Here is a 25,398-nt window from a genome sequence, read left to right on the forward strand (position 1 = left end):
CTATGGACATAGAGGTCAAAAATGAGAAGAAGAAACCTCAGTTAAAGGACCACGAGCTAAAAGCGTTAATTCAAAAAAGTCAAGATGGAGATCAACAAGCAAGAGATACAATTGTTCAAAGTAATATGCGTCTCGTATGGTCGGTTGTGCAGCGTTTTCTTAATCGCGGATACGAACCAGACGATTTGTTTCAAATTGGATGTATTGGACTCTTAAAATCGGTAGATAAATTTGATTTATCTTTCGACGTGAAATTTTCAACATATGCAGTTCCCATGATTATTGGCGAAATACAACGATTTTTACGTGATGATGGATCAGTGAAAGTAAGTAGGTCTTTAAAAGAAACAGGAAACAAAATTCGAAAGATGAGAGACGAGCTTTCGAAAGAATTCGGAAGGGCTCCAACGATTAATGAGGTAGCTGAAGCGTTAGAACTAACGCCAGAGGAAGTGGTTCTGGCGCAAGAAGCGAGTCGTGCCCCTTCATCCATACATGAAACGGTGTATGAAAACGACGGAGATCCAATTACTATTTTAGATCAAATTGCAGATCAATCTGAAACGAAATGGTTTGATAAAATTGCTTTAAAAGAAGCAATTAGAGAATTAGATGAGAGAGAGCGTTTAATTGTATATTTACGCTATTATAAAGACCAAACCCAATCAGAAGTAGCAGAGCGAATAGGCATTTCGCAAGTACAAGTTTCAAGACTTGAAAAGAAAATATTAAAACAGATGAAAGATCGAATAGATGAATAGCTATCTATTCGATCTTTTTTTATGACTTTAATAGGAGGAGATTGTAAACTTTCTTAAAAATTAACAGAATTTATTGATAATTTAGTAAATTTAAAATATAATCCAATTATGAACTTGTCACAAAGGGGGAAGAAAATATGGAAACGAGGCAACAATGGGGCACGAGGGCTGGATTCATTTTTGCAGCGGTCGGCTCTGCCGTTGGATTAGGAAACATATGGCGTTTTCCTTATACGGCGTATGAAAATGGAGGAGGCGCATTCTTTTTACCGTACTTATTCGCATTATTAACGACTGGGATTTCATTATTGGCGTTTGAATTTGCTCTTGGGCATCGTCACCGTGGTTCAGCGCCACTTACGTTCTTTCGTATTCATCCGCGTGCTGAATTCATCGGATGGTGGCAAATGTGTGTAACGTTTATCGTTTCAACATATTATGCAGTAATTATTGCTTGGTCTATTTCTTATACGTATTTTGCAATTACTGGCGCATGGGGGAAAGACACGGAATCATTTTTATTTAAAGAGTATTTACATGTTGCAGATAAACCTGGACAGTTTGGAGGGCTCGTACCGGAAGTATTAATTCCACTAGCTCTCGTTTGGATTATTGTGCTTGGTGTTGCTTTTAAAGGAGTTAAAAAAGGAATCGAAGTTGTGAACCGTATTTTCATCCCTTTACTAGTTGTTATGTTCCTTATTATCGTAGTTCGTGCAGTGACGATGGAAGGTGCGATGCAAGGATTAGATGCATTCTTTAAACCAGATTGGAGTCGTATTTTTGACGGAAAAGTATGGCTTGCTGCTTACGGTCAAATCTTCTTTAGCTTATCTTTAGCATTTGGAATTATGATTACGTATTCTAGTTATTTACCGAAAAACTCAGATACAACAAATAACGCTTTTATTACTGGATTTGCAAACTCAGGATTTGAATTATTAGCAGGGATTGGGGTCTTTGCGGCTCTTGGATTTATGGCAAACAATATGGGAGTACCAGTTGATAAAGTAGCAAGTGCTGGTGTAGGGCTTGCTTTCGTAGTATTCCCGCAAATTATTAATGAATTACCGATGTCACCTTTATTCGGCGTATTATTTTTCTTATCATTAACGGTTGCTGGAATTACATCCCTCATCTCGCTTGCGGAAGTATGTTTTGCTGCCGTATCTGAAAAGTTTAGCTTAAGCCGCCAGAAAACAATTGGAATTATGGGGACGCTTCTCGTACTCGTTTCTCTCGTTTTTGCGACACGTGGCGGGCTTATGTTCCTAGATGTTGTGGATTACTTCGCTAATAACTTCGGATTAATTACAATTGCTCTAGCGGAAGTAGTTACGATAGGACTCATTTTACGTCGTTTACCGGTTTATCAAAACCACGCAAACTTCGTATCTGATATTAAGTTAGGGACGTTTTGGAGAGTGAGTTTACTCGTTATTACTCCGCTTATGTTAGGGTACATGTTAATTGATGGTACAATCCAAAATATTAAAAAGAACTATGGAGGGTACCCAACGGAGTTTGTTGTAACATATGGTTGGTCAATTGCAGCAGCGTTCCTTATCATTGCGCTAATCATTAGTTTAAAGAAATGGAATGCACAAATACATTCAGATTCTGCTAAGCTTGAAAAAGAATGGAAAGATCGAGGTGTTTCATAATGAGTGGATCAGCGATTATGATGATGGTTATTGGAATAGTAGTCATTTGGGGAGGGCTCGCATTAAGCATTGCAAATTTATTTAAGAAAAAAGCATAAACTAAAAAACATCTGTACCGAAATGGTACAGATGTTTTTTTATGAAAAAATTGTATTAGAAAAAAATTGAATAACCATACTACAACTACGAGGAAGAGTGAAGAGGTGAATGGAAATTGGAACAAACAATTTATATTAAAATGCGTAATCGATTAAAAGTTTCTCCTACGTATGAAGTAAAGCTGGGAGATGTTGCTCAACTTGCCGGAGATGCTGTAGTAGTTCAGTCGTTACAGGATGAGGTAATTTATAAAATTACAGCGCGTGATAAAACGCATGTTGTAATTGATGTTATGAAAATAATTGAGATTATTAGGCAAAAAGCTGCTCATATACAAATTAATTTACTCGGTTCTGGACAAACTCTTGTTGAAATTATATATGAAAAAAAGAAAGTACATCCGATTTTTTTCGGACTTGTATGGTTGTTACTTTTCATTGGAGCAGCTCTTGCCATCATATATTTTCATGAAGATGTAAGCATGCAACAAGTGCACCAACGGTTATATTACATGATTACGGGAGAATTTAAGGCGCAACCACTTTTATTTCAAATTCCTTATTCATTAGGTCTTGGATTAGGTATGGTTTTATTTTTTAATCATGTATTTCAAAAGCGTATTAATGAAGAACCGAGTCCGTTAGAAGTGGAGATGTTCCAATACCAGCAGTCACTTGACCAATATGTAATTGTTCATGAAAACAAGGATAATATGAAACAACTTACCGATGATTGAGTCTGGATTCGTTATTTTAATTGCCTTAGCAGGAGGAATTGCTGTAGGTAGCGGATATGTTGCATTTTTAGCTGTGCTTGGTATAATCCCTCGTCTAGCTCAATTAACGAGAAGTGGAAAGCACATTCAATATTTTGAGTGGGCAGTTATTGCAGGTACATTAACAGGAGCTTGGTGTAGTTTGAAAAACATTACATTTCAAACGTCGCAATATTGGCTTGTTATATTAGGAATATTTTGTGGCACATTCATTGGAATGCTCGCTGCCGCATTAACAGAAGTGTTAAATGTTTTACCTATTTTAGCGAAACGAGTAGGGGTAGAGGGGAAGATTGTTGTTTTACTCGTTGCTCTTGTACTTGGAAAAGTAATAGGCTCGTTGTTTCACTGGATTTATTTCGTAAAGTAGGAGGCAATATATAAATGACAGGGCGAAAACTAAAGGACGATTACGTAAATAAAGTGAAGGAATACCATCCGAAGCCAAATTATTTTATAAATTGTGTTAAGGCATTTTTTGTAGGTGGACTCATTTGTACAATCGGAGAAGTATTGATGAAATTTTATATACATTATTTTCATTTTAGTGAACAAGAGGCAGGGAATCCAACCGTCGCAACTCTTGTACTATTATCGGCGATTTTAACAGGTTGTGGTGTATATGATAAAATCGGTCAATTTGCTGGAGCAGGGTCGGCCGTACCTGTTACGGGATTTGCGAATTCTATGGCAAGTGCTGCGCTAGAGCATAAGAGTGAAGGAATTGTGCTTGGGGTTGCTACAAACATGTTTAAGCTAGCGGGAAGTGTAATCGTTTTTGGTGTTGTCGGGGCATACATTATTGGGTTAATAAGATATACTTTTAAAATTTTTATGTCTTAAAGGAGGGGCTAGTATGAGGTTGACAGGAAAACAAACGTGGGTATTTCAAAATGATATTTATGTGAATGCAACCGGTACTGCCGTCGGTCCAAAAGAAGCTGAAGGCCCTCTTGGAAAGGAATTTGATATTTCATATGATGATTTACATTGCGGAGAGGAAAACTGGGAGCTTGCTGAACGAAGATTAATGTCAGATTCTATTCAACAAGTCATGCAAAAAGCAAATGTAGAAACATCACAAATTGATTTCTTTTTAGCGGGTGATTTATTAAATCAAACAGTAACAGCAAATTACGTTGCGCGTAAGTGGGGAATTCCCTTTTTAGGCATGTTTAGTGCTTGTGCGACCTCGATGGAGACTTTAGCGGTCGGATCAGCCTTTATAGACGGTGGATTCGCAAATCGTGTTTTAGCGACGGTAAGTAGTCATAATGCAACAGCTGAAAGACAGTTTCGTTATCCAACAGAGTATGGGGGACAAAAACCAGGAACAGCAAATTCCACTGTTACAGGTGCGGGATCCATATTAATTAGTAAAGAAAAAAGTGCCATTAAAATTACGTCGGCTACGATTGGAAAAGTACAAGATTTAGGAATTGCGAATCCATTAGATATGGGATCGGCGATGGCGCCGGCTGCGGCTCATACAATTCAGCAACATTTTGAAGATTTGAAGAGAAGTGCCAATGATTATGATGTGATTGTTACCGGTGATTTATCTGCTATTGGGACACCGATCGCGAAGCAACTGTTACTGGAAGAAGGTTATGATATTGGGCATATATATAATGATTGCGGATTAATGATTTATGATTCGGGTCAAGAAGAAGTATTTGCAGGTGGTAGCGGTTGTGCCTGTTCAGCTGTTGTCACATATGGTCATTTATTAAGCGAGATGCAAAAAGGGAATTTACAACGAATTTTTGTCGTTGCTACTGGCGCGTTATTAAGCCCGATGATGATGCAGCAGAAAGAAACAATTCCAACAATTGCACATGGTGTCGTATTTGAGAGAGTGAAGGGAGAGTGAATTGTGGATTTTATATATGCATTTCTTGTAGGAGGCGCTATTTGTCTAGTTGGACAAGTATTGTTAGATTTTGCAAAGTTAACACCAGCTCATTTAATGGCTACCTTTGTGGTGATAGGAGCAGTTTTAGATGGATTTGGATTGTACGATAAGCTTATAAAGTTTGCTGGTGCTGGGGCAACAGTTCCTATTACAAGTTTTGGACATTCCTTATTACACGGGGCAATGCATGCGGCGGAGAAACACGGATATATAGGGATTGGTATGGGTATGTTTAGTTTAACGTCTGCAGGCATTTCTGCAGCGATATTATTTTCATTTTTTATAGCACTTATATGTAAACCGAAAGGATAAATCAAATGAGACGAAGGGTTGTTTTGGTCACAGATGGAGATGAATATGCAAAGCGAACAATTGAGCTTTTAACGAAGGAATTTGGGGGAAGGTGTATTTCAGCATCACAAAGCAATCCAACCAAATTAACAGGGAAGAAAGTTGTTGAGCTTATTATGCAAACGCCATATGACCCTGTATTTGTCATGTTTGATGACAGTGGATTTATTGGAGAAGGATCTGGTGAAAAAGCTTTAAAATATGTAGCCACGCATAAACAAATTGATGTACTTGGGATTTTGGCAGTAGCGTCTAATACACATCATTGGGAATGGGCACGTGTAGATGTAAGCGTGGATCGAAACGGGAATTTAACGGAATATGGCGTTGATAAGTTTGGACTCCCAGATGGTGAAATTGGCAGAATTAGCGGAGATACAATTTATTGTCTAGATGATTTGAATGTTCCTGTCATTGTTGGAATTGGTGATATTGGTAAGATGTGTGGAAACGATGAATGGGAGAGAGGTTCACCAATTACTAAAAAAGCAATTCAGTTAATTTTGGAAAGGAGTGGGTTTTATGACGAAGCCTAAAAAAATAGATATTCCTATTTCAACTTTCATAAGTGACAATGAAAATTATTTAAAACAAACGGTTGGATTAGGCGTTACATTTGATGTTGGTATTCGTAAATTTCAAGTTTTGAATAAAGAAATTGCTGTGTTATTCGTAAATGGACTTTGTGATACAAATTATATCATTCCTATTTTAGAAGAAGCTGTGGATACGAATGAAATAAGGGATGTTGAAGAAGATACAGTAAAGCTTTTAGAGAATCGTTTAATTCATCAGCAAGTAAGTAAAGTGAAAACGATGGATGAAGTAATGGTTCAAGCGTTATCAGGGCTTATTATTATATTTGTGGAGGGTGAAACAGAAGCGTTTGCGATAGATGTTCGTAGCTATCCAGGGCGAACACCGACAGAGCCAGATACCGAAAAAGTAGTGCGCGGTGCGAGAGATGGATTTGTTGAAAATATCGTTGTGAATACAGCATTAATTCGTAGGAGAATTCGAGATCCACGTCTTCGAAACGAAATTATTCGAGTAGGAGATAGATCGCAAACGGATATTTGTATTACATATGTACAAGATGTTGCAAATCAAGATTTAGTAAAGATTATAAAACAAGAATTAAATAACATTGATGTTGATGGCATTACGATGGCGGATAAAACAGTGGAAGAATTTGTTGTAAAGCAAAGCTATAATCCATTCCCGCTTATTCGATATACAGAAAGACCGGATGTAGCAGCCAATCATTTATTAGAAGGACATGTTCTAGTACTTGTTGATACATCACCGAGTGCTATGATTACGCCAACAACATATTTCCATCATTTACAGCATGCAGAAGAGTTTAGACAAAATCCAGCTGTCGGTACATTTTTACGCTGGGTACGCTTTTTAGGTGTTTTATTCTCCTTGTTTTTACTACCATTTTGGTTAGTGTTTGTATTTGATCCAACTCTTTTACCAGAAAATCTTGCTTTTATTGGACCGACTAAGATGACACATTTACCAATTTTATTACAAGTATTAATGGCAGAGGTCGGGCTTGAGTTTTTAAGGATGGCTGCCATTCATACTCCAACGCCGTTATCGTCTGCAGCAGGATTAATTTCCGCTATATTAATTGGTCAAATAGCAATCGATGTAGGTTTGTTTGTACCAGAAGTTATTTTGTATGTAGCAGTTTCTATGATCGGTGCTTATGCAACACCGAGTTATGAATTAGGGCTAGGGAATAAGGTTGGAAAATTATTTGTTATTATTTTAACAGGTCTCTTCCATGAGATGGGCTTTGTAATTGGTATGACGATATTGATTTTATTTTTAACGTCTATAAAAAGTTTGCAAACACCTTATTTATGGCCGTTTTTACCATTTGATTGGGGCGCATTAACAAAAATTCTACTCCGTCCGACGATGTCTAGTTTAAAAGTACGACCAAGTATTGTAAGACCTCAAAATGTAAAAAGACAAAAATAAACGGGATTATACACCCGTTTATTTTTTTAGCAAAAATTTATTGTTTTTTAACAAAAATCAAACATTTTTTGTGTACACTTAGAGTAGATATTGTGTATGGAAGGGGAAGAGGACATGATTAAATTATTTGTAAGTGATTTAGATGACACGCTCGTTTACAATGTGAATGATATGCAAAAAGAAGATGAACGTGCAATTTGTTGGTTAGCTGAAAAAGGGACAAATATTTGTTTTGCCTCAGGCCGCTTTACTCATCGAATTGATGAAGTCGTAAATAGGTTTGCATTCCCGTATTACACAACGAGTTTAAATGGAGCGACGATGTTACTACCGGATGGGAAAATATTTCATGAATCAAGTTTTGAAGATGGGATTGCCCAGGAAATATATCGATATATCCATAAAAAGGGACTAGCAGATATTGTTTGTGCAAATGAGCAACGGTATACAAAAAGAAAAAATGAACATCATCATAATTTTGAAACGTATATGGGCGTGCATATCGCTGAAATAGAAGCATTAGAAGAGGAATTTGGTAAAACTGTACATCCTGCGAAATTGTTTGTTTTTGGGGAAGAAGAGACAATTGAAGCATTAGACCAAGAATTACGAGATACCTTTCAGAATGAAGCGGAAGTTTTTATGTCTGGTAAACGCTATGTTGACATTATGCCAAGGGGAGTAAGTAAAGGGAGTGCTTTAAGACGACTAATGGAACATTTGCAAATTGAAGCAAATGAAGTTGCATGCATTGGAGATTCTTTCAATGATATTTCTATGTTTGAAGTAACCCCGCATTCATTCACTCTGCATCATGCTCATCCATATGTCAAGGAGAAGGCAAATCATATAGTTCGTTCGGTTGAAGAAGCTATTATGAAATTGCCGTTACTTGTATAAAAAAGAAGCTCGTCACTGACGAGCTTCTTTTTACTTGAATAAAGATTTAACAAAATCAATGATACTTGAGAAGAAATCTTTCACTTTATCTAGGAAACTTTGCCCTTCTTCAGATCCTAAAAAGGCAGAAACATGTTCTTTTGCTTTATTTAACTGACTGCCAACTTGATTCCAATCGATGTTAAGATTTTTCATTTTATCAAATAGCGCAACTAAGTTATCTAACTGTTCATCCGTTAATGTAATACCAAGTTGATCCGCAATTTTTTTAATTAATGAACGTAAATCTTCAGTTGTTTTTGGCTGCTCTTTGGCAATTTCTTCTTTAATTTTCGCAACAAGTTGAACCGCTTTTTCTTCACCAATTTTATCACCGAGCTGGGATGTTTGCACCATTTCTTCATTGGCTACTTTTTTTACTTCCTCAGGAATTGCTTTGTTTGATGTCGTTTCATAGGCTTTCATTAAGCCAGTTAAAGCAGCAGTTCCAGAAACTTTAAATGGTGCAGTAATTTGAATTTCTGCATCTTTCACACCTGCTGTAATAAGTGCGTTTGTGTACATTGCATCTGTTATTGAATTAATGTTTTTTGAACGTACAATGAGACCAGAACCTGGCTTTGTGTATGTGATCATAGAAGAAGAAATTGCTCTCGTACCAATTTGAGCTTTTGGAACAATCCCTTCTAGAAATTTATGTTCTTCCGCATTAGACACAGTAATAATTGTAGCATCTTTTGGTGCTTTCATTTCTTTTAACAGATCTTGTTTTTGTTGTTCAGACAAGTTTTCTCCTAGTGTAACAATTGATTCTCCTTCGATGATGTCTGCAAACGAAGCTGTTGGCATAATAAATACTGCGACAGCTAATAGCAGAGCTAGTAATTTCGTTTTCACGAAAAATCGCTCCCTTTCTCTTTCTAAAATTTTCGGGCAACACAGTTATTATAGTATATATTTCTTATTTGTCACCTAGCTTTTTCCACATTTCAAAAAAGAAGTATGTAGATTGTCGGATTCTTTTTGTTTCTAGTCATGAATGTGGTAATATAGTGCTGAGATAGTTGAAAGGAGACATATACGTATGAAAACTTTAGGATACATATTAATGGAAAATGGTGAAAAAATCGATTTAGAATTTTTCCCAGAAGAGGCACCAAAAACAGTAGAAAACTTTAAAAAATTAGCAGAGCAAGGATTTTATGATGGTGTGACATTCCACCGCGTTATTCCTGGCTTCGTAAGCCAAGGTGGAGATCCAACAGGAACAGGTGCGGGTGGTCCAGGTTACTCTATCCCATGTGAAACTGATGGAAATCCTCATAGACACCTTGTAGGATCACTTTCTATGGCACATGCTGGTCGTAACACAGGCGGTAGTCAATTCTTTATCGTTCATGAGCCACAGCCACACTTAGATGGTGTACATACTGTATTTGGTAAAGCAACAAGCGGTATTGAAACAGTATTAAACATGCGTCAAGGTGATGTAATGAAAGAAGTTAAAGTTTGGGAAGAATAAGTGAATGAGAAAAGAGAGCTATTGCTCTCTTTTTTTTAATAGGAATGGGTATTTTGTTTACGGTACATGATACAAGTAGTAATGTGACTGTAGTGAAAATAAGTCGCTTATGAGAACAAAATATTAACAAATTACATAGAATACATTAGATTACACGTTTCAATAAAGATTTTTTGTTGCATTCATTTTGCTAGAATTCATCTGCTCTAAGGTGATGAATAGTGAAGTGATAATGAGCGGTGGATGTTTCTTTTCATTTTCATATAACAGCGTTTCTTCTTTTATCTACTTAACAAAAATAGTAATGAAATGTATATTTGACTTTCTTCTTTTCGCTTTGTATGATTATCAAGTTGTTTTAAGCTCTTCTCACTCTGTTGAAAATATTGTAAAATGAATGTGATATGAAAAGAGTGATTGAGGGGATTTAATAGTTTGTAACTTTTGTAAGAAGGGATAAGGGTTATGTTAATTCGTTTTAAAAAAAGTTATGAAAAGATTGCAATGGGGCTTCTTTCATTTATGCCAACTGAAAAAGATGTGAAAACATTACAATTGACTATGAAAGATTATGAAGCAAAGGATGATTGGCAATTGTATTTGTGGAAACAAAACGAAGATTTTGTTGGGATAATGGGGATTGTAAAAAAAGAGAATCAAGTTTTGGAAATTCAGCATTTGAGTGTGAACCCATCTCACCGTCATATGGGTATTGGGACGAAGATGGTTCAAGAGTTAAAGAGTAAATTTCTTGAGTTTACAATTTGCGGAAATGAGCAAACAGCAAGTTTTTGCAAAAAGTGTAAAGGGCTTGAACAAAATATACATTCGTGAAAGCAGAGATAAGTAGTTTATTATCTCTGCTTTCTTTTTTGTAATTGTTCGTTTCGTTCAGCGATGACTTCTGTTCGATCACGTAATGTGTGCTTATGTATTATAAATTCATTAGAAGTAGCATTCACGTCTTTCCAAGGAAGGTTTTGTTTCTGACATAATTCTATGCAGTACTTTTCTAATGTTGTATCCGACAATGGTAAAAATAACGGTGTAAAACCTTCTTCTTTCTGGATAGATTGCAATTTATCTTTGAGTAAGAACAGAAGTTGTGTCTCATTTATTCCTAAACGAAGTAAATGTGCACTGTTTTTTTCTAAAATCGTTATGGCGCTTTTCATCATCTTCTCTGCGCCATTCCAGTTAGAGCGTCTGTGATGGTATAAAGAAACTGCAATTTGAATGAGGCCGACTAAATAATGATCCCGATTTCCTCTTGGTTTTGTTTTCCAATATTCTTCCAGTATTTCGTGGCATTCAAAATAATCATAATCTCCGTGAAAATGAATTAAAAACTGTATGTATTCCGTAGGATACATTTTCTTCGCCCCTATCTAACGGTTATAAGTATAAGTTTATCATAGAAATATGAACAATAAACGACTAGGGAATTTCTCCCTAGTCGTTATTGTTCATATTAGCAGAAGCAAGCTGCCCCTACAATAATTAGTAAAATAAACAATACAACAAGTAATGCGAACCCACCGCTAAAACCACAATCAACGTGACCCATAGTTTTTTGACCTCCTACATTGTTCTTACTACACTGTTATCATATGAAGTGGTGGGCATGATGCCATAGGCATAGGTCTATTTTTAATTAAATTTCTTAAAAAGGTTGGATAGAACATGAGTATGCTCTATACTTATGTTGTTATAGAAAAAATGTGGTGGGATGCTTTGTGCAGTATAATTTTAAAGTAGAGGCTTTTGAAGGGCCTTTAGATTTATTGTTACATTTAATACATCGTTATGAAATTGATATATATAATATTCCTGTAGCGGAAATTACAGAGCAATATTTATCTTATGTTCATACGATGAAAGAACTACAATTAGATGTTGCAAGTGAGTATTTAGTAATGGCTGCAACGTTATTACAAATTAAAAGTAAAATGTTGTTGCCGAAACATGAAGAAGATGTACTTGATAACGGTGATGACTTTATAGATGATCCTCGTCAAGAATTGATGGAGAGGTTAATTGAATATAAGAAATATAAGCAAGTTGCTACTGAACTAAAAGAAAGAGAACAAGAAAGAGCACAGCTATATACACGTCCGCCAATTGATTTTACATCATTGCAACAAGAAGAGGAGACAAACTTGCCTCTTGATGTTACGTTATATGATATGCTAGCGGCATTCCAAAAATTAATGCGCCGTAAAAAAGCAAAGAAACCTGTGACAACACGTATTACTCGTCAAGAAATACCAATTGAACAGCGTATGACGGATATTTTAAAGCAGTTAGAAATACAAGGTGGTCGTCAAAGTTTTTATGATTTGTTTGTTGATGATGAACGGGAAATAATGGTTGTAACATTTTTAGCGGTTCTTGAGCTTATGAAAAATCAACAAATCGTAATTGAACAAGAACATAATTTTGATGAAATTTTCGTATCAAGCTATACTAAATCTGCATAGAGTTAGTATGGAAAATGGGATAGAAATAGTATATCTCATGCTAGGTTTGAATGTATCGTTTGGAACAAGAGAAAAAATATTGAACCGAACGCATTGATTGTGATTCGGTTTTTTTGATGTGTATTTTTATGGGAAAAATAGGAGGAAGGAGCTCGTAAGATGGATAGAACAGAACAGAAATCAATCATTGAAGGGCTTTTATTTGTTTCTGGTGATGAAGGGATTTATCCTGAACAAATAGCAAAAGTCCTTGAAATTGAAGGAAACGAAGTAATAGATATTTTAGAAGAAATGCAAAAAGAATGTGAAGGTGCACACCGAGGTTTGCAAATTGTACAGTATGCAAAAGTATATCGTTTTGCTACAAAGAAAGAACATGCGTCGTACTATCAAAAACTAATAGATATCCCAACAGCTGCTTCACTCTCTCAGGCCGCGCTAGAAACGTTAGCAATTGTTGCGTATCGTCAACCCATTACAAGAACTGAAATGGAAGAGATTAGAGGAGTAAAAACTGATAAGGCGTTGCAAACGTTAGTATCACACTTACTTATAAAAGAAATGGGAAGAGCAGAAGGACCTGGGCGTCCTATTTTATATGGAACGACGAAAGAATTTTTGGACACGTTTGGATTAAAAACATTAGATGATTTACCTCCGCTTTCTGAAGAAAACGAACAAATGAATGAAGCGGATTTATTCTTTGGTTCTTTACAAGAGATATCGAAATAAAAGCTTAGCATTTTGCTAAGCTTTTTTTGTATATCAATTATATACCGTGCCATACTAATTGAAAAAAGGAGACGAGTTATGAGCGGTATACGAAGTGTTTTATTATTAGTTTCTGTTTTGTTATGCTTTTCTTTAAATAGTGCATCGGCCCAAAGGTATATGATGTCTATTCATACTGCGTCTCCTTTACATATGCAGCGGCAACATTTTGGTAAAATGAAAGTGAGTTTCTTAAAAGTTGGACAAGGTGATGCAACACTTATTATATTGCCAAATGGACAAACGATGTTAATTGATGGAGGACCTTATGAAGCTGGTGAGGTTATCATCCAAAAGCTAATTGAAAAAGGAATTAACCATTTAGATGCTATCGTCAGTACTCATCCTGATATGGATCATATTGGAGGGCTCATTCCGATTGTAGAGCAAATGCCGGTATCACTTATATTAGATAGTGGAAAAACATATAGTTCTCTTACTTATCATACGTATCGAAATCATATAAAGAAAAGGGGAATCCCTTTCATTTCAGTAAAAGAGGGCCAATACATACCGCTAGATCCGCATGTTTCCATACAAGTATTAAACAATGGGAAGTCCAAAGATGAAAATAATGAATCTTCAATTGTATTAAAGGTTCGGTATGGTAAGGCAGATTTTTTACTAATGGGTGATGCTGATGTGCGGACGGAAAATGAAATATTAAAGCAATTTGATGTACATGCAGATGTGCTAAAGGTGGGACATCATGGCTCATATACTTCAACAAGTGAAAGGTTTATAAAGAAGGTAGAACCACAGTTCGCGATTCTTTCTTATGGTAGCAGAAATCCGTATGGACATCCTCATCAAAGTGTAGTGAGACGATTAAAACAGCGTGGTATAATGATGTATGGAACAAATAAGCGTACAGTAGAAATGGAAACAGACGGCGAACATATTACAATTGGGTCTAGCGGATTAATGCCATTACTTAAGTGATTCATACGATAGATGATATTGTTCCTTTTTGGAAAAAATGAATAACATATATTATAATTGCGAGAGACGTACTAAGCTTCCTTTTTGTTAAACAAAGAGGAAATTTCAATAGAATGTATAGACAACTACTCGTGCATATATTAAGATGGAATTAGGCGAATAAGGTAATAATAACAAGTAGGTATTTCATGGGAAAGGATCGATGAAAATGAAAACGCAAGTTGTCATCAATGCCAAAATTTATACAGGTCAAGAAGTAGTGGAAAACGGATTTATTCGTTACACAGAAACAATTAAAGAAATTGGTTTGATGGCTCAATATGTATCACAAGAAAATGAAGCGGTTTTAGATGCGGCAGGAAAAATTGTGATTCCAGGTATGATTGATGTTCATATTCATGGTGGATACGATATTGATGCGATGGATGCAAATAGCGATGGGTTAGTAACTCTAGGTAAAGAAATGTTAAAAGAAGGAGTTACAACTTACTTCCCAACAACAATGACACAAGCTCCAGAAGCAATCGAAGCAGCACTACATGCTGCGAAGGAAGCGAAAGAAAAAGGAGCACATTTCGAATATATTCACTTAGAAGGACCGTATGTTTCAAAGAAACGTGCGGGTGCACAACCACTTGAACATATTGTTCCTGCGAATATTGAACAATTTAAACAATGGCAGGAAGCAAGCGGAAATTTAATTAAATTAGTAACATATGCACCTGAAGAAGAAGGTGCGTTAGAGTTTGAGCAGTATCTTGCTGAAACTGGTGTTGTTGGCACAATGGGACATACCGATGCAATTGATGCACAACTAAAAAATAGAAACATTACACATGCAACGCATTTATATAATCAAATGCGTGGATTACATCACCGTGAACCAGGAGTTGTTGGTCATGTGTTATTAAATCCAGATGTAATGGTTGAAGTAATTACAGATGGTATTCACATTCACCCTGATATGGTGAAATTAGCATATAAATTAAAAGGACCGAAAAAAGTAAGTGTTATTACTGACGCAATGCGTGCAAAAGGTCTTGAAGATGGATTATATGAGCTTGGCGGACAGCCAGTACATGTAAAAGATGGTAGTGCTCGATTAGAAGATGGAACGTTAGCTGGTAGTATTCTAAAAATGGATCAAGCTTTCCGAAATGTAATTGAATTTACAGGTTGTTCAATCGAAGAAGCAGTACTAATGACATCAGTGAACCAAGCAGAAGAGTTTGGATTAAATAATAAAGGTGCATTAGCGGTAGGAAAAGATGCAGACTTTGTTGTGATGAATGAAGATTTACATGTATATGATACGGTTCGTTTAGGAATTCATATGAAGGAAGGGAAGTAATGAAATGAATATTCTTGTTGTAAAAACTCCAGAAGAACTAGCAGAAGCAGGTTATAAATTAATTGAAGAAGTTGTAAAAACAAAAGAAAATCCAACATTAGGAATGGCTACAGGAAGCTCTCCATTAGGTATTTATGCAGAAATGCGAAAAAATAAACTTGATACAAGCCGTGTAACCACTGTAAACTTAGATGAGTACGTAAATTTACCACATGAAGATAAAAACAGCTATCACTATTTCATGCAAGAACAGTTGTTTGATCATCTTCCATTTAAACAAACTTATGTACCAAACGGGATGGCAAGTGATTTAGAGGAAGAGTGCAAACGTTACGAGGGCATTCTAGCTGCTAACCCAGTTGACCTACAGATTCTTGGAATCGGTGAAAACGGTCACATCGGATTTAACGAACCAGGAACACCGTTTAATTCTCCAACAAACATTGTTGAATTAACAGAATCTACACGCCAAGCAAACCTTCGCTTCTTCGAAAAAGAAGAAGATGTGCCAACTCATGCAATTACAATGGGAATTGGGAGCATTATGAAAGCGAAACAAATTCTACTTGTTGCTATGGGTTCTAAAAAGGCAGAAGCAGTTAAAGAATTATTGCAAGGTGCATATAGTGAAGCGTGTCCTGCTACAGTTTTACAACGTCATCCGAATGTAACCGTAATCGCTGATCAAGAAGCTCTATCTTTATGCAGTGAGGCGATTGCTGATGAACATCGACAAGTATTCACCATTTCCGATCTATTATCAGATTCAAGAGTGGGTGAAACAGCTAATTGAGGACGGCGAATGGAAGCCGGGAGATAAAATCCCATCTGAGAATGAACTTTGCGATAAGTTCGAAGTGAGTCGTATGACAATCAGACAGGCGATTAATAATTTAGTGGAACAAGGTTATTTATATCGGAAACGTGGAATCGGTACGTTTGTCCAACTTCCGAAAGTGGAACAAAAATTGCAAGGAATGACAGGATTCACAGAAGATATGATTTCTCGTGGGATGAACCCAAGTAGTCAATTATTAAGTTTCCGCCTCGTTCCAGCTACTGCGAAAATAGCAGACCGGCTGAGAATACAGGAGGGAGAGTCGGTTTATGAAGTGAGGCGTATTCGCTTAGCTGATGATGAACCGATTGCTTTTGAGACGACATATTTGTCGCCAGCTCTTGTAAAAGATATTAACGAAGAAATATTGCAACAATCTTTATATGAACATTTAGAGAAAAAACTGGGCTTCAAACTTGTTAGCGCTACTCAATCAATTGAAGCTTCAATTGCAACGGATAATGAAGCGGAACATCTGCATATTCCTAAAAAGGCGCCAGTGCTTGTCATGCGTCAATGGTCATATTCAGAAGGTGAAGTACCGTTAGAGTATGTGAAATGTATTTATCGTGGAGATCGTTATAAGTTTATTACAAACATCGCACGTAACAAATAATATATTTCAGTTTGTGAAGTACAGTAAATGTCAAATTGTTTAACATGTAAAGAAAAAATACGACTCATCCTTACAAGGAGTGAGTCGTATTTTTATTATGAGCAATTACGTGGTTAACAGCATCTTTAACTGTATTTACTACATAGTGAGCGTGTTCTTTTACTGCGTCATCTGCTTGAGCCATAGCAAAACTGTGAGGAGTTAAAGCAAACATTGGAATATCATTATAAGAATCTCCTATGCAAGCAACTTCCTCTGGTTGTAATTGAAACTCCTTTAATAAAACAGAAATAGCAGAACCTTTACTAATATTAGGTGGCATTACATCTAAGCATTGTTCTGCTGAAATGAACGTACTAACTTTTCCATGAAATTTTTCATCAATTTTTTTCTGAAGAAGTTGTAAGCTCTCCTTTGTTCCACCGACAGAAATTTTATTCGGGAAAATTGTATCATCTATTTTCTGTAATAAATTTGGTTCTTCGACAGAAGTCATCGTTACTTGTTGCTCAAGTTCATGAATAAACGGTGTTTTTTCTTCAATGTAGTAATTATGTTCATCACTAACATAACGGAAATAAGGCTCTTCATTCGTCATGTGTAACAACTCAGGAAGAATGCTGGAATCAAAAGTTGCAGATAATAGCTGCTTATTTTCATTTGTATATACAAAAACACCATTAACACTAATGCGGTGGAAATTTGTATTTACAGCTTTCATTAAGTCTGCAATTTCATTATCAAGTCGGCCAGAAGCGAAACAAAGAATCACATTTTGTTCAGCAAGACTACGAAGTGCTACAATATCCTGTTCGTCAATTAAACCTCCGTGTTGCATCATTGTACCGTCGATATCACTTACAAACATTTTAATCATGTTGCTATCTCCTTTCTATGTACAGTTGCTCTTACATTATACGCATCATATATAAACATGTCTAAAAAATGAATTTTTATGAAATGGTAGATGTTTTACATTGACGACAAAGAAGAATGTTCTGTAACATAAAAGCAGGCTATTTAAGTACGAGGGTGGTGTTATATGAGTAATTATCTAGAAATTAAAAAAGTTTTAAATAATAATGTCATCATTGCTAGCCATCCTGAACATGAGGAAGTAGTAGTGATTGGTAAAGGAATTGGATTTGGGAAAAAAGCGAAAGATGTATTGGAGCAAGAACAAATTGAAAAAATGTTTGTTCTAAAAAATGAACGTGATCGTGAACAATACAAACTGCTAGTTCCACATGTGAGTGAAAAGTTAATTGAATTAATGAATGATATTATGTTCTATATTCAAGAAAAAGCAAAATCGCCATTGAATGAACATATTCATATCGCTTTAACAGATCATATTTCTTTTGCGATTAAGCGTTTAAAACAAGGACTTACAATTGATAATCCTTTTTTAGTTGAAACGAAAATGCTCTATCCAGAGGAATATGAAATTGCTGAAGGTGTTGTAAACCTTTTAAATTCTCGTTTGCAAATTACATTGCCAGAAGGAGAAATTGGGTTTATTGCACTCCATATTTACAGTTCACTTACAAATTCAGATTTATCTTCAGTTAATCAAAACTCTCGTCTCATTGCACAGCTTGTATCTTTAATTGAGACAAACTTACAAATTACATTAGACCAAGAAAGTATTCACTATTTACGCCTTATTCGTCATTTGCAGTATGCTATTGAACGGGTGAAAAAAGGGGAGAAAGTAGAGGAATCACAAAGTTTTGCTGATTTATTAAAGGCGGAATATCCTGTCTGTTATAATTTAGCTTGGAAGCTAGTTAAGGTCATGCAAAAAGAGCTGCAACTTCCTGTTTATGAAGCAGAGAGTATATATTTAACGATGCACCTGCAGCGCTTAGTGAAGGCAGAGCATGTGTAAATAGCCATATATTTTTGTCGAAAATGAAAACGTTAAAAAAAATCATTGAATCGCTTACAATAGTTATGTATAATAACTATTGCAAAGTTATACAAATTTCGACAAACACATTAAGGTATAAAACGAAAACGTTTGCCTTAATTATAGTGAACTTATACGTAAACCTATTTTTGACACGTGTTACTGATTCGATCAGGCATGAGTGGAGAAAAGTAAGGAATGTAAGCTAGAGAAAGGGATATACTACCCTTTGTATAGCTATCGTTCTATCTTTTTTTCCTCATGCCTTTTTGGCGTTTGTCGGAAGGTATCAATATAGATAAGAGAGGAAGGGTTTCCATGTTTAAGAAGATCTTTGGTGTTCTTCAAAAAGTCGGAAAAGCGCTTATGCTTCCAGTAGCGATTTTACCGGCAGCAGGTATTTTACTTGGATTTGGTAATGCATTTCAAAATCCACAGTTAACAAATGTTATTCCTGCTTTAAAGGCAGATTGGTTCGTAATGGTAGCAAAAATTATGGAACAATCTGGTGATATTATTTTCGCTAACCTTGCATTACTATTCGCAGTTGGGGTAGCAATTGGTTTAGCTGGTGGAGACGGAGTAGCTGGTTTAGCAGCATTCGTCGGCTACTTAATTATGAACAAAACGATGAGTGTGTTCTTAGAAGTAGATAAGCTAGTGAAAGTAACAAGTTCTGGAGCAGACCCAGTAAAAATTGGATTTGCAGATCCAGCGTATGCAAACGTATTAGGAATTCCAACGCTACAAACGGGAGTGTTTGGTGGTATTATCGTCGGGATAGTAGCGGCATATTGTTACAATAAATACTTCAACATTGAATTACCATCATACTTAGGTTTCTTTGCAGGTAAGCGTTTCGTACCGATCGCAACTGCAACATTCTCTTTAATAGTAGGTATTATCATGTGCTTCGTTTGGCCATACATTCAAGGTGGCTTAAATACGTTCTCACATCAAATGATTGATGCAAATAGAACGCTAGCAGCATTCATATTCGGTTTAATTGAACGTTCATTAATTCCATTTGGATTACATCACATTTTCTATTCACCGTTCTGGTTCGAATTCGGTCAGTATACAAATGCGGCTGGCGAATTAATTCGTGGTGACCAAAAAATCTTTATGGCACAGTTAAAAGACGGTGTAGAATTAACGGCAGGTACATTTACAACTGGTAAGTATCCGTTCATGATGTTCGGTCTTCCAGCAGCAGCCTTAGCAATGTACCATGAAGCACGTCCAGAAAACAAAAAATTAGCAGCTGGTATTTTAGGTTCTGCTGCATTAACATCTTTCTTAACAGGTATTACAGAGCCACTTGAATTTTCATTCTTATTCGTAGCACCAGTATTATTTGGAATTCACGCAGTATTCGCTGGTCTATCATTTATGACAATGCAAATTTTAGGTGTTAAAATTGGTATGACATTCTCTGGTGGTTTAATCGACTTCCTATTATTCGGTGTACTACCAGGCCGTACGGCATGGTGGTGGGTAATTATTGTTGGTCTTGTACTAGCAGTTATCTACTACTTCGGATTCCGATTTGCAATCCGTAAATGGGATTTAAAAACACCTGGTCGTGAAGTTGCAAATGCGAATGAAGGTGCAGGAAAAGCAGAAGCTGGTGAACTTCCTCGTGAAGTATTAGTAGCACTTGGTGGTAAAGAAAACATTGCTTCTTTAGACGCTTGTATTACTCGTTTACGTGTTCAAGTTAACGAACAAAAGAATGTAAATAAAGATCGCTTGAAAGAGCTTGGAGCAGCTGGTGTACTTGAAGTTGGAAATAACATTCAAGCTATTTTCGGACCGAAATCTGACACATTAAAATCACAAATTCATGATATTATGTCAGGTCGTACACCTCATGTTGAAAAAGAAGAGCCTGTAAAAGTAGAAGAAGCTCCTCAAAAAGTTGATGAAAACGAAACAATCGTTTCACCAATTGAAGGAAAAATCCTACCGATTACAGAAGTACCGGATCAAGTATTCTCAGGAAAAATGATGGGAGATGGATTTGCAATTGAGCCAACAGAAGGAACAGTAGTTTCTCCAGTTAATGGTGAAATTGTCAACGTATTCCCTACAAAGCATGCAATTGGTATTCAATCTGAAGGTGGAAAAGAAATTTTAATCCACTTCGGTATTGACACTGTAAAATTAAATGGTGAAGGTTTTGAAGCACTTGTAGCACAAGGTGACAAAGTGAAACAAGGACAACCATTATTAAAAGTAGATCTTGCATTTGTAAAAGAAAATGCACCATCTATCATTACACCAATTGTATTTACGAATTTACAACAAGGGCAACAAGTCGAATTGAAAAAAGATGGAAATGTTAAGAAGGGCGAAAACGCTATTATTGACATTCAGTAGGAATTTGACGCAAAATGTTTATAATTATAATAGGCGATGTGGTTGACCGAACATCGCCTATTATATACAATAGATGATGTAGTACTCACGTCTATACAACTAAAAAATACTGTAATTTAAAGGAGATAAATTATCATGGAAAAAATCTTTAAAGTAACTAGCGACTCAGGAATTCATGCTCGTCCAGCAACTCTACTTGTAAACACTGCAAGCAAATTTGGTTCTGACATTAACTTAGAGTATAACGGAAAGAACGTTAACTTAAAATCAATCATGGGCGTTATGTCTTTAGGTATTCAACAAGGCGCAGAAATTAAAATCACTGCAAATGGTGATGATGCAGCTCAAGCACTAGCAGCTATCGAAGAAACTATGAAAAACGAAGGATTAGGAGAATAATGACTCTTAACATTCAAGGGATCGCTGCATCAAGTGGGATTGCTATTGCAAAGGCTTTCAGACTTGAAAATCCTGAATTTAACATCGAAAAGAAATCAATTACAAACGAAGCTGCAGAAATTGCACGCTTAGAAGCTGCGCTTGAGAAAGCAAAAACTGAATTAGAAGCTATTAAGGACCACGCTTTTGCTGAGCTAGGTGCTGACAAAGCTGCGATCTTTGAAGCACATTTATTAGTGTTAAATGATCCAGAACTAGTAAACCCAGTAAAAGATAAAGTAAATAGTGAAAAAGTAAATGCTGAATTTGCAATGGATGAAGTTGCATCAATGTTTATTTCTATGTTTGAAAACATGGATAACGAATATATGAAAGAACGTGCTGCGGACATTCGTGACGTAACAAAACGTGTTCTTGCACATTTACTAGGCATTAACTTCTCAAATCCTGGTACAATTTCTGAAGAAGTAATCATTATTGCTGAAGATTTAACACCATCTGATACGGCTCAGTTAAACCGTAAGTATGCAAAAGGTTTTACAACTGATATCGGTGGACGTACATCTCACTCTGCAATTATGGCTCGCTCTATGGAAATTCCAGCTGTTGTTGGTACGAAAGTTGTTATGGAGAAAATCCAAAACGGCGATATCGTAATCATCGATGGTTTAGATGGAGAAGTAATTGTTAATCCATCAGAAGAAACTCTTCGCTCGTTTGAAGAAAAGAAAGCGAAATTTGAAGAGCAAAAAGCTGAATGGGCAAAATTAAAAGACCAAGCTACTGTAACAAGTGATGGACATCACGTTGAGCTTGTTGCAAATATCGGAACACCAAATGATGTACAAGGTATTATCGATAATGGCGGAGAAGGCGTTGGTTTATACCGTACAGAATTCTTATACATGGGCCGTGACAATCTTCCAACAGAAGAAGAGCAGTTCGAAGCGTATAAAGCAGTTCTTGAAGGTGTAAAAGAAGGTCAACCTGTTGTTGTTCGTACACTTGACATCGGTGGAGATAAAGAGCTTCCATACTTACATTTACCAAAAGAAATGAACCCATTCTTAGGATACCGTGCAATTCGCTTATGTCTTGATGAGCAAGATGTGTTCCGTACACAACTTCGTGCATTACTTCGCGCTAGCGTATACGGTAACTTAAAAATTATGTTCCCAATGATTGCAACTCTTGATGAGTTCCGTCAAGCGAAAGCAATCTTATTAGAAGAAAAAGCGAAACTTGTAGAAGCGGGTACAACTGTTTCTGATTCTATTGAAGTTGGTATGATGGTTGAAATTCCAGCTTCAGCAGTATTAGCAGATCAATTCGCAAAAGAAGTTGATTTCTTCTCTATCGGAACAAACGACTTAATTCAATACACAATGGCTGCAGACCGTATGAACGAACAAGTATCTTACTTATACCAACCATATAACCCATCTATTTTACGTCTTGTAAAAATGGTTATCGATGCTGCTCATAAAGAAGGCAAATGGGCTGGTATGTGTGGTGAGATGGCGGGCGATTCACTTGCTATCCCATTATTATTAGGATTAGGTTTAGATGAGTTCAGTATGAGTGCAACATCTATTCTTCCTGCAAGAACACAACTAAGCAAGTTGTCAAAAGCAGAAATGGAAACATTAGCAGAAAAAGCATTAATGATGTCAACTGCTGAAGAAGTTGTTGAACTAGTTAAAAGCATATAATCAATAAAAAAACCTGAGTCGATTTGAAATCGGTCTCAGGTTTTTTCTATGAGAAAAGTAAATCTTATTTTTTTACTATAGAGGATAAGGAACAGAATTAGATAGCGATAGCAACGATATCAGTTGGGCATACACGTAAAATACCAGTAAAAGTATTACGGTTTTGATTGTTCTTATCGTCTTTATTGTTATCTTTGTTGTCTTTGTTATTACGAGCTAAAGCAGAGAAAAGAGCAACACCGTTAGCGAAACCTTCAAAAATTACATTGTTGAAAGTGCCATTACCTCTAATGCTTAAAAGAGAAAGCTCTGTTCCAACTGAAATGTTAGCAAGTACGTTACATACAGCTGGTTGTTGTGGTCTAACTACTTCTCTCTCTTTCTCTTTCTCATGATGTCTGCACTCTCTTTCATGATGATGACAGTCTCTAAAGTTATCACAGCATCCAAATGATCCAAACATAATCCTCATCACCCCCTTCACACTTATAATCTATGTAAGTTCGGTAGTGAGTGACTGGACAGAGAGTGGAATTTTTTCTAGGGGAATTTCTCATTTTAAAAGACTAGCTGGGTGTTTATTATGGAATGATGTTTAAAATAGGATAGATATCACAAAAAAGTGCAAAGACCACCGAAATGAATGAAATAGGTAGCCTTTACACTTTTTTGCTTTTATATAAAACGATGATATATACAGGAAGAGCTAACAGTAGCGGTACAATGGATCGTGCAGTATGTTTTTCTGATTCTAAGTGGAATGCTTCTTCTTTTGGAAATTGTAAAACTGAAATATTTGCAGCATCGCCAATAAAATATAGAAGCAGTACAGTTACTATGTAACATAAAAGTGCAATAAAGCTTCCGTATGAACTCAATGAAAATCCCTCTCTTGTTATCTATTTGTTATCATTGTATCATAATTGTAACAAAAACACACGGTTATATTTCGATACTTTAACAAAATTCGACACGAAACGTCATTTATGTGTATGCGAATAGCATGAAATTTACTGTTTTTTATGTGCGGATGTCGAATCATACATTTTAGTATTACGGATGTGTGACAGAATAAAAAAGAAACGAAGGTAATGAAATTACCTTCGTTTCTTTTTTATTCGTATGAAAGGACAGTAAAACCCTTTCATTGATTCAAGTTTCACTTTATTATTTTGCCCATTCACTCACTTGTTCTACGCTCATTCGTGGTGCAGGGTGGCCTTTTAAAGTTGATTCACCAATTGTAATAAGCATAATTGGTACGTAGCGAGATGAAACATTGAATTCTTCTGTAAGTGCTTGTGGGTTGAAACCACCAATCGCACAAGTATCCCAGCCAGTTGCTTTAGCTGCAAGCATAAGTTGCATTGCTGCTAAAGATGCATTTGAAAAGGCTGCATCTCTTGGGAATTGCTCACGGGCATATGCAGACTCAATATTTTTAGCTAAGCGCTCTTTTGCTTCTTCTTTCATAAATCCTTGTTCTACAATTGGACCATAAACTTGTTCAACATTTTTATAAGCTTCTAAATCACCTAAAATAGCGACTACAGCAGAAGCATCAAGAATTTGTTGTTGGTTATAAGCAATTGGATGTAATCGTTTCTGTACATCTTCACCTTGGAATACGAGGAATTTCCAGTGCTGTAAGTTCCAAGCAGAAGGTGCTTGAGCAGCTCCCTTTAAAATCTCGTGTAACTCTGTAGATGAAATTTCTTTCTCTGGGTTGAATGCACGTGTAGATGTGCGTTCATATAAAACATTAAAAAAGTTTTCGTTTGTCATTATATATCCTCCAAATTACATATCAAATTATGAAAAAAATACATATAAAATATTCTACTTACATTTTGTAAGTTATCGAATTTAAGAATATAATATCTTTATTTTAATTGTCAAGTTTTAAAGCGGAAGCTAGGGCATTCATACAAACGATACAATTCCTATAATCATACACTAAAAAAGGAATTTATAGAGTGAAAAACGAAGAGAACATTCTCAATTAGCTTGTTA

31 protein-coding genes are annotated in these 25,398 nt (G+C 36.0%); 24 read left to right on the plus strand and 7 right to left on the minus strand.

Annotation, left to right across the window (positions count from 1 at the left end; translation table 11 throughout):
• The first annotated feature begins 2 nt into the window (after window positions 1–2).
• From sigF to ACTFRS_RS15160, 11 genes are all read left to right on the plus strand, one after another.
• Window positions 3–761: an RNA polymerase sporulation sigma factor SigF gene (sigF, locus tag ACTFRS_RS15110; protein ID WP_000350729.1), complete on the plus strand. Its 759-nt coding sequence runs from the start codon at window positions 3–5 to the stop codon at window positions 759–761.
• Window positions 762–898: 137 nt separating this feature from the next.
• A complete protein-coding gene (locus ACTFRS_RS15115; protein ID WP_000450064.1) occupies window positions 899–2,425 on the plus strand; it encodes a sodium-dependent transporter in 1,527 nt (508 codons plus the stop codon).
• A complete protein-coding gene (locus ACTFRS_RS15120; RefSeq protein WP_000016826.1) occupies window positions 2,425–2,523 on the plus strand; it encodes a methionine/alanine import family NSS transporter small subunit in 99 nt (32 codons plus the stop codon). The genes ACTFRS_RS15115 and ACTFRS_RS15120 overlap by 1 nt, the downstream gene beginning before the upstream one ends.
• Before the next feature lie 116 nt (window positions 2,524–2,639).
• Window positions 2,640–3,260 carry a stage V sporulation protein SpoVAA gene (gene spoVAA / locus ACTFRS_RS15125; protein WP_074606896.1) on the plus strand — a complete coding sequence of 207 codons (621 nt, stop codon included), beginning with the start codon at window positions 2,640–2,642 and terminating at the stop codon, window positions 3,258–3,260.
• Window positions 3,253–3,669 carry a stage V sporulation protein SpoVAB gene (spoVAB, locus tag ACTFRS_RS15130; protein ID WP_000572932.1) on the plus strand — a complete coding sequence of 139 codons (417 nt, stop codon included), beginning with the start codon at window positions 3,253–3,255 and terminating at the stop codon, window positions 3,667–3,669. Before spoVAA ends, spoVAB begins: the two co-directional genes overlap by 8 nt.
• A 14-nt stretch (window positions 3,670–3,683) precedes the next feature.
• On the plus strand, window positions 3,684–4,142 hold the full coding sequence (gene spoVAC, locus ACTFRS_RS15135; RefSeq protein ID WP_000147736.1) for a stage V sporulation protein AC: 459 nt from the start codon (window positions 3,684–3,686) through the stop codon (window positions 4,140–4,142).
• 13 nt (window positions 4,143–4,155) lie between these two features.
• Window positions 4,156–5,172 (plus strand): stage V sporulation protein AD, encoded by a 1,017-nt coding sequence (gene spoVAD / locus ACTFRS_RS15140; RefSeq protein WP_001241152.1) that lies wholly within the window; start codon window positions 4,156–4,158, stop codon window positions 5,170–5,172.
• Between the two features lie 3 nt (window positions 5,173–5,175).
• Window positions 5,176–5,526, plus strand: coding sequence for a stage V sporulation protein AE (gene spoVAE / locus ACTFRS_RS15145; RefSeq protein ID WP_000345905.1), 351 nt, complete (start codon window positions 5,176–5,178; stop codon window positions 5,524–5,526).
• Between the two features lie 5 nt (window positions 5,527–5,531).
• Window positions 5,532–6,101 (plus strand): stage V sporulation protein AE, encoded by a 570-nt coding sequence (locus tag ACTFRS_RS15150; RefSeq protein WP_001254414.1) that lies wholly within the window; start codon window positions 5,532–5,534, stop codon window positions 6,099–6,101.
• Window positions 6,088–7,560 (plus strand): spore germination protein SpoVAF, encoded by a 1,473-nt coding sequence (gene spoVAF / locus ACTFRS_RS15155; protein ID WP_440024741.1) that lies wholly within the window; start codon window positions 6,088–6,090, stop codon window positions 7,558–7,560. Before ACTFRS_RS15150 ends, spoVAF begins: the two co-directional genes overlap by 14 nt.
• A gap of 96 nt (window positions 7,561–7,656) precedes the next feature.
• Window positions 7,657–8,460 carry a Cof-type HAD-IIB family hydrolase gene (locus tag ACTFRS_RS15160; RefSeq protein ID WP_061183918.1) on the plus strand — a complete coding sequence of 268 codons (804 nt, stop codon included), beginning with the start codon at window positions 7,657–7,659 and terminating at the stop codon, window positions 8,458–8,460.
• Window positions 8,461–8,490: 30 nt separating this feature from the next.
• On the opposite strand, the gene ACTFRS_RS15165 is transcribed toward ACTFRS_RS15160, so the two are convergent.
• Window positions 8,491–9,357 (minus strand): DUF1002 domain-containing protein, encoded by an 867-nt coding sequence (locus ACTFRS_RS15165; RefSeq protein WP_000850502.1) that lies wholly within the window; start codon window positions 9,355–9,357, stop codon window positions 8,491–8,493.
• Window positions 9,358–9,544: 187 nt separating this feature from the next.
• Between ACTFRS_RS15165 and ACTFRS_RS15170 the strand changes: the two genes are divergently transcribed.
• From ACTFRS_RS15170 to ribT, 3 genes are all read left to right on the plus strand, one after another.
• Window positions 9,545–9,982, plus strand: coding sequence for a peptidylprolyl isomerase (locus tag ACTFRS_RS15170; RefSeq protein WP_000853783.1), 438 nt, complete (start codon window positions 9,545–9,547; stop codon window positions 9,980–9,982).
• 214 nt (window positions 9,983–10,196) lie between these two features.
• Window positions 10,197–10,379, plus strand: a complete 183-nt coding sequence (locus ACTFRS_RS15175; protein WP_087954393.1) for a hypothetical protein — start codon at window positions 10,197–10,199, stop codon at window positions 10,377–10,379.
• 68 nt (window positions 10,380–10,447) lie between these two features.
• A complete protein-coding gene (gene ribT / locus ACTFRS_RS15180) occupies window positions 10,448–10,816 on the plus strand; it encodes a GNAT family N-acetyltransferase RibT (protein WP_000908397.1) in 369 nt (122 codons plus the stop codon).
• Window positions 10,817–10,836: 20 nt separating this feature from the next.
• Here the strand turns inward: ribT and ACTFRS_RS15185 are convergent, their stop codons facing one another.
• Window positions 10,837–11,355 (minus strand): DUF309 domain-containing protein, encoded by a 519-nt coding sequence (locus ACTFRS_RS15185; protein ID WP_429679618.1) that lies wholly within the window; start codon window positions 11,353–11,355, stop codon window positions 10,837–10,839.
• Window positions 11,356–11,453: 98 nt separating this feature from the next.
• Window positions 11,454–11,549 (minus strand): YjcZ family sporulation protein, encoded by a 96-nt coding sequence (locus ACTFRS_RS15190; RefSeq protein ID WP_000510194.1) that lies wholly within the window; start codon window positions 11,547–11,549, stop codon window positions 11,454–11,456.
• A gap of 169 nt (window positions 11,550–11,718) precedes the next feature.
• Here ACTFRS_RS15190 and scpA point away from each other — a divergent pair, with 169 nt between their 5' ends.
• From scpA to phnF, 6 genes are all read left to right on the plus strand, one after another.
• Window positions 11,719–12,462, plus strand: coding sequence for a segregation/condensation protein A (gene scpA / locus ACTFRS_RS15195; protein ID WP_001199759.1), 744 nt, complete (start codon window positions 11,719–11,721; stop codon window positions 12,460–12,462).
• 159 nt (window positions 12,463–12,621) lie between these two features.
• Window positions 12,622–13,194 carry a segregation/condensation protein ScpB gene (gene scpB, locus ACTFRS_RS15200; RefSeq protein ID WP_000376224.1) on the plus strand — a complete coding sequence of 191 codons (573 nt, stop codon included), beginning with the start codon at window positions 12,622–12,624 and terminating at the stop codon, window positions 13,192–13,194.
• 78 nt (window positions 13,195–13,272) lie between these two features.
• On the plus strand, window positions 13,273–14,175 hold the full coding sequence (locus tag ACTFRS_RS15205; RefSeq protein ID WP_139866819.1) for a ComEC/Rec2 family competence protein: 903 nt from the start codon (window positions 13,273–13,275) through the stop codon (window positions 14,173–14,175).
• Between the two features lie 208 nt (window positions 14,176–14,383).
• Window positions 14,384–15,526 (plus strand): N-acetylglucosamine-6-phosphate deacetylase, encoded by a 1,143-nt coding sequence (gene nagA / locus ACTFRS_RS15210; protein WP_440024953.1) that lies wholly within the window; start codon window positions 14,384–14,386, stop codon window positions 15,524–15,526.
• Between the two features lie 4 nt (window positions 15,527–15,530).
• Window positions 15,531–16,319, plus strand: coding sequence for a glucosamine-6-phosphate deaminase (nagB, locus tag ACTFRS_RS15215; RefSeq protein ID WP_001024206.1), 789 nt, complete (start codon window positions 15,531–15,533; stop codon window positions 16,317–16,319).
• On the plus strand, window positions 16,249–16,980 hold the full coding sequence (phnF, locus tag ACTFRS_RS15220; protein WP_002194085.1) for a phosphonate metabolism transcriptional regulator PhnF: 732 nt from the start codon (window positions 16,249–16,251) through the stop codon (window positions 16,978–16,980). Before nagB ends, phnF begins: the two co-directional genes overlap by 71 nt.
• A 70-nt stretch (window positions 16,981–17,050) precedes the next feature.
• Here the strand turns inward: phnF and ACTFRS_RS15225 are convergent, their stop codons facing one another.
• Entirely contained in the window at window positions 17,051–17,857 is an 807-nt protein-coding gene (locus ACTFRS_RS15225) for an HAD family hydrolase (RefSeq protein WP_139866821.1), read from the minus strand.
• Between the two features lie 165 nt (window positions 17,858–18,022).
• On the opposite strand from ACTFRS_RS15225, the gene glcT reads away from it, so the two are divergent.
• From glcT to ptsP, 4 genes are all read left to right on the plus strand, one after another.
• Window positions 18,023–18,871 carry a glucose PTS transporter transcription antiterminator GlcT gene (gene glcT / locus ACTFRS_RS15230; protein ID WP_087954397.1) on the plus strand — a complete coding sequence of 283 codons (849 nt, stop codon included), beginning with the start codon at window positions 18,023–18,025 and terminating at the stop codon, window positions 18,869–18,871.
• 339 nt (window positions 18,872–19,210) lie between these two features.
• Window positions 19,211–21,274 carry a PTS glucose transporter subunit IIABC gene (ptsG, locus tag ACTFRS_RS15235; protein WP_000473182.1) on the plus strand — a complete coding sequence of 688 codons (2,064 nt, stop codon included), beginning with the start codon at window positions 19,211–19,213 and terminating at the stop codon, window positions 21,272–21,274.
• A gap of 135 nt (window positions 21,275–21,409) precedes the next feature.
• Window positions 21,410–21,673, plus strand: coding sequence for a phosphocarrier protein HPr (ptsH, locus tag ACTFRS_RS15240; RefSeq protein ID WP_000411079.1), 264 nt, complete (start codon window positions 21,410–21,412; stop codon window positions 21,671–21,673).
• A complete protein-coding gene (gene ptsP, locus ACTFRS_RS15245; RefSeq protein ID WP_000174221.1) occupies window positions 21,673–23,385 on the plus strand; it encodes a phosphoenolpyruvate--protein phosphotransferase in 1,713 nt (570 codons plus the stop codon). Before ptsH ends, ptsP begins: the two co-directional genes overlap by 1 nt.
• 97 nt (window positions 23,386–23,482) lie before the next feature.
• Here ptsP and ACTFRS_RS15250 read toward each other — a convergent pair whose 3' ends face one another.
• From ACTFRS_RS15250 to ACTFRS_RS15260, 3 genes are all read right to left on the minus strand, one after another.
• On the minus strand, window positions 23,483–23,848 hold the full coding sequence (locus ACTFRS_RS15250) for a DUF3915 domain-containing protein (protein ID WP_000468015.1): 366 nt from the start codon (window positions 23,846–23,848) through the stop codon (window positions 23,483–23,485).
• Between the two features lie 196 nt (window positions 23,849–24,044).
• A complete protein-coding gene (locus tag ACTFRS_RS15255; protein WP_000100486.1) occupies window positions 24,045–24,263 on the minus strand; it encodes a hypothetical protein in 219 nt (72 codons plus the stop codon).
• Window positions 24,264–24,552: 289 nt separating this feature from the next.
• The gene (locus ACTFRS_RS15260) at window positions 24,553–25,170 is read right to left on the minus strand and encodes a nitroreductase family protein (RefSeq protein WP_000180605.1); all 618 of its coding nucleotides are present in this window, start codon (window positions 25,168–25,170) and stop codon (window positions 24,553–24,555) included.
• Between the last annotated feature and the right edge of the window lie 228 nt (window positions 25,171–25,398).

Origin of the sequence: Bacillus cereus group sp. MYBK139-1, from assembly GCF_051916915.1 — a bacterium.
GTDB lineage: Bacteria > Bacillota > Bacilli > Bacillales > Bacillaceae_G > Bacillus_A > Bacillus_A pacificus.